Raw genomic sequence first — 4,703 nt, forward strand, 5'->3', positions numbered from 1 at the left:
GTACTCAGCCTAGCAATGGTAGTGCCATTGTTACTGAATTCCTTGACACTGTTCCCATCAAGGGTAATATCCGTCGGAGCAATATTCTGGTTAAGGACGTCAATGGTGAACGTTTTATCGTAGCTTTCACCCCCGGAGTCGGTGGTGCGGATTTTGATATCATGACTAGAGTTGTCATCAAAGTCTAAGAGGTTGCCATTCTTGACTTTTAGTTGATTGCCATCAATTTTAAAGCGACCTTTAGCATCATGTAATAATTTATAAGTATGGCTATCTCCGGCATCAACATCATTAGTATTCAGGGTAGCAATAGTGGTACCATTGTTACTGAATTCTTTGACACTGTTGCTAGAAAGGCTGATATCCGTCGGAGCAGTGTTGGTAGGTTTAGGCTCCTTTTGAATATCCTGAACGTCGCTAATATTTATTGTGTCCCCAACAATAATCTTTTCCCATACAGGTGGTGGACTCTCCTGCTCGAAGGTAATGTTAAGGCGATCGCTTTGAGAGACTTTATAGTAGTCTTTGACGGTAATCGAACTATAGTAGTCTTTGACGGTAATCGAACTATCCGAGGGTAGACCAAGAATCAGGTCATCACCGCTTTTGTTGTGCTTCACACTATCGAAAGCATAATTGGAAAGATCTAAAGTATCTAGATAGTTCCAACCTTCAATAATATCATCACCTGTGTAAATTCCAAATTCATAACCGCTAAAGATATTGGCCGCACTATTGGCAATGATGTAATCGTCACTGCTGGAGTTGATCAGATTGTGAATAACTGTATCGAATGCGATCGCAGTTCCAAATTTAGACGTAACGTATTTTCTTCCGCTGTCATCGCTCCTAGCTTTATAAGAGATACCATTGTAAGCCTTTTGGGTGGTTATAATACCCCCCTGATTCATATCAAAGTGGTAACCTGTATCCAAAAAAGTCAGGTTTGAAAAGTCTAAGGTATTTACACCACCGCTATCCCAGAGGGTTTGCTTAATTTCTTTGGTTGCACCATAATCCTCATGAACATCTGTGTAGCCATAAACGCTCTCAAAGGAGTAAGTAGTATCCCCGTGGTTATACTCCCTAGCTCCATAGATAGACTGTAATGCTTTAATGTCGTAAGTCATTGGGGTAATCGCTGGTTTCCCAGCAAAGTTATACGACATTACTGTGTTGGTAGTATTGTCCTCGTTAAAGGGCAAAAATGGACCGTGATCATGGTCCTCGTATTTATTAGGATGTTTGAACCCCAGAGCATGTAATGTCTCGTGAATCAGGGTCATGTAGCCATGATTCCCTGGGTCGTCAGCAAATCCGTTATTACCTGTGGTGTCGTAGGCTTCGTTTATATGCACATCCCCGGCCACATCCCACGAATTGCTGAAATTGGAGTTAAATCCCCAAGGCAAATAGGCATAGGCGTAGCCCGGACCATCAGATACCATGTAGCGCAATAGACCATAGTCTGTTTTTGTATCTGCTACCTCACGGAAATCAACATCAAGGTATGTTTCCAGAGTTTCGAAGATGCTTCTGATATTGTCTTTGGTTTCTTCTGAGATCTCTGAAACCCCCGTTTCAGATCCGTAATAAGAACCGCTTTTATAGAAGCTGTAGGTGATAGTATTAGTGTTCCACTGGTAATCATCCAGAAGTGAATCAGTTGAGAAAAATGTGTCAGACATTGCTTTTAGTTAATTCTTACTGCTTGACAAAGCCTAGTTACGGGAATGATTTGGCCGTCAGGGAAGTTCCTGATTCTTGTTGGTTCATGTTTAATGGCTGATCGCCAGTTGCCATGAATCGTAGCTATAACCCCATGCGATAACTAGTCAAAGGCACTGAATTTCCTAGGGGATTTAGGTGACAAACCATAAATTTTCCCTAGTTAAAATCCCTAATCTTAAATTAATCATGAAATATATCCGTTTACGTTCAAGGTTGATATGTGTATATTTTTGTTTTTTTTGTGTTTATTTTTTACGGTCTATATGCTAAAAAAAACAAAACGTAAATCCGGAGAAAAATCAGTAATATAAATAAATTTTAGATAAATAAATTAAGTGATTTTTTTTAAGTATTAACGATGAAGGTTTATTTAAGAGTTTGATTAGCAATTCAACCACATTAACATCAGATAGCGTTTTTATTTGAGTTGTGAACAGACTACCTTAGGGAAGATACAAAATACAAAAGGCAAAACGCAATAGGGGAAACAGCTCCAGAGTTTTATTGTCCAACCAAAAAAGACTTAATAGGTTTACATTTCATTTATAAACCCTATAAATCAAGCCTAGTAATAGGGATAAAATTTCAAAATTTTCCAGTTTACGTCGAACTCCAATCCTAGTTAGGTGAAGTTAGTATAAAGTTCTAACAAATAGATAGAGGCTAAAATCAGTAATTTCTCTAGGTCACTGTTTATTGGTAAGCATATGCGCTACGCGCACGCTGGGCGAACAGCATATGCGCTAGGCGCACGCTGCGCGAACAGCATTCAGCTTAAGCTTTTTTTTGTAGGTGATGTCGCCATGATGCCCTTTTGTGGGGTTGGTTCTGTTGCCAGCATTATGAATGGCTGATAGTTGGCAACCATAGGATGGGCTTAGTTGCTTAGGGTGCTTAGGGTGGCTTTTGGGCGGGCTTGCCCTAATTTTCAACACCGAGCGCCAGTGTTGCGACAGTCCGCCCCGTAACGCACCACCTAGTAGGCTGAAGGCTTGCGTTGATCAAGCCTGCCTTTCAAACATAGAGTCTTTCATCTGTGTATTCTGAGTTATCAAGCTTCCCCTGCCTAAGTTGTTGCTCAAGTCATTGAGTGGGGTTATCTTGGAACGGAATTATACTCACAGTATGACTGTCATTATTTGCTAAGGCTCATAATTGAAAGATGTTCAGACCCAAATTCTGGATTACGATAGGTTTTATCGAGCAGATAGGACAATTTTTGGCTAAATTTAGAACTAAAGCTGCTCCTAGCACGGTATTTACCCCTGTATTTCTAGGTTTATCGTTAGTTTTAGTCGCCTGTGCCCCCAAAGGTGGAGAAACTAAAAGCAATACGGTTACTATCCTGGGAGTAATGACAGGGGAAGGGGAGCAAATAATCGAACAGATACTAGAACCCTTCACTAAAGAAACGGGTATCAAGGTGGTGTATGAAGCCAGTAGTGATTTCGCCACCCTCCTACCTGTGTTGGTGGAATCTGGCAATGCTCCCGATATTGCCATGTTCCCTCAACCGGGTTTGATGGCTGACTTTGCTAGGGAAGGTCAACTGGTACCTCTAGATACCTTCATGGACAAATCTCAGTTATCTGCTGCTTATTCTCAAAACTGGCTAGATTTGGCAACTGTCGATAGTAAAGTATACGGGGTGTGGATTAGGGCAGCGGTCAAAAGCTTAGTTTGGTACAATCGAGCTGCGTTTAAGGCAGCTGGTTACAAAATCCCTACCACCTGGAATGAAATGATGGCACTGTCCGATCAGATTGTGGCAGATGGCGGTGTCCCTTGGTGCATCGGAATAGAAAGCGGTGCGGCTACAGGATGGGTTGGTACCGACTGGATTGAGGATATTATGTTGCGCACGGTTGGTGGGGAAGTGTATGACCAGTGGGTTGATCACAACATTCCCTTTAATCACCCAGCGGTTAAGAATGCTTTTGAGCAGTTTGGCAACATTGCCCTTAATCGTAAGTATGTGTTTGGTGGTACTGTTGGTATTATTAGCACTCCCTTTGGTGACGCAACTGCACCGTTATTTGATAACCCCCCAGGTTGCTATCTGCATCGCCAAGCTACCTTTATTACTAGCTTCTTACCTAAAGATGTAGCGCTAGATAAGAATGTGAGTATCTTTCCGTTACCGGGTATTAAACAGGAATTGGGAGTGCCAGTGTTAGTGTCTGGTATTGTGACTGCTATGTTTAAGGATACTCCAGAAACACGGAAGTTGATGGAGTATTTATCAACTGCCCAAGCCCATACTATCTGGGCAAGTCAGGGAGATTATGTCTCACCCCATAAACAGGTTAGTTTGGATGCTTACCCCAATGACATTGTTAAACGTCAAGCGGAAATCTTAGCCAATGCCGATATGGTGCGCTTCGATGGTTCGGATATGATGCCAGGAGCGGTGGGTACCGGGACATTTTGGAGTGGCATTGTTGATTATATTGGTGGGACAGATGTGGATACAGTTCTGAAAACTATTGAGGAGAGTTGGCCAGATTAACTATTCAGATTAACTATTAGGAATTAGGGATTAGTGATTGTCAAAAAACTATTTAAAATGGCCTATTAATGTTACTTTATGAGAATTGCCTGGGAAATCTTTAACGGGAGCATGTCACTTATGCAGCAACATTAGTACTAAGGTAATAGGTAATAGGTAATGGGTAATAGGTCTGACGGGGTGACAACAAGGCATTAAACTAGACAGGGTATGGGGTGTAGGGTGTGGGGGGTGGGGAAAATAGAAGCGATGCAGCTTCGGAACTGGGGGTTTCCCCTGGAGACCAAACCTGATTACGTTGAGCCTTTATGGTTGGTAGGCTATGCATAAAAGGGTTAAAACTTATTGATTAGCGTGATTTGCGCGGTCTTGGGAAGGCAGCGCCGCCAAAGGGGGTTCCCCCCATGAGCGACTGCCGTGGTTTCCCCCACTCGCGCTTTGCATGGCTGACAAGGCGAGCCTG

General features: G+C 42.4%; 1 protein-coding gene and 1 pseudogene. One reads left to right on the top strand and one right to left on the bottom strand.

All coding sequences use genetic code 11. The features are described 5' to 3' along the window. Positions 1-1,688 (bottom strand): annotated as a pseudogene (locus tag F6J99_RS35450) (hypothetical protein); the annotation flags it as partial. Between the two features lie 1,205 nt (positions 1,689-2,893). On the opposite strand from F6J99_RS35450, the gene F6J99_RS35455 reads away from it, so the two are divergent. After that, positions 2,894-4,240 (top strand): ABC transporter substrate-binding protein, encoded by a 1,347-nt coding sequence (locus F6J99_RS35455; protein ID WP_293120216.1) that lies wholly within the window; start codon positions 2,894-2,896, stop codon positions 4,238-4,240. The last annotated feature ends 463 nt before the right edge of the window (positions 4,241-4,703 follow it).

Origin of the sequence: Moorena sp. SIO4G3 (genome assembly GCF_010692305.1) — a bacterium.
Classification (GTDB): Bacteria; Cyanobacteriota; Cyanobacteriia; order Cyanobacteriales; family Coleofasciculaceae; genus Moorena; species Moorena producens_A.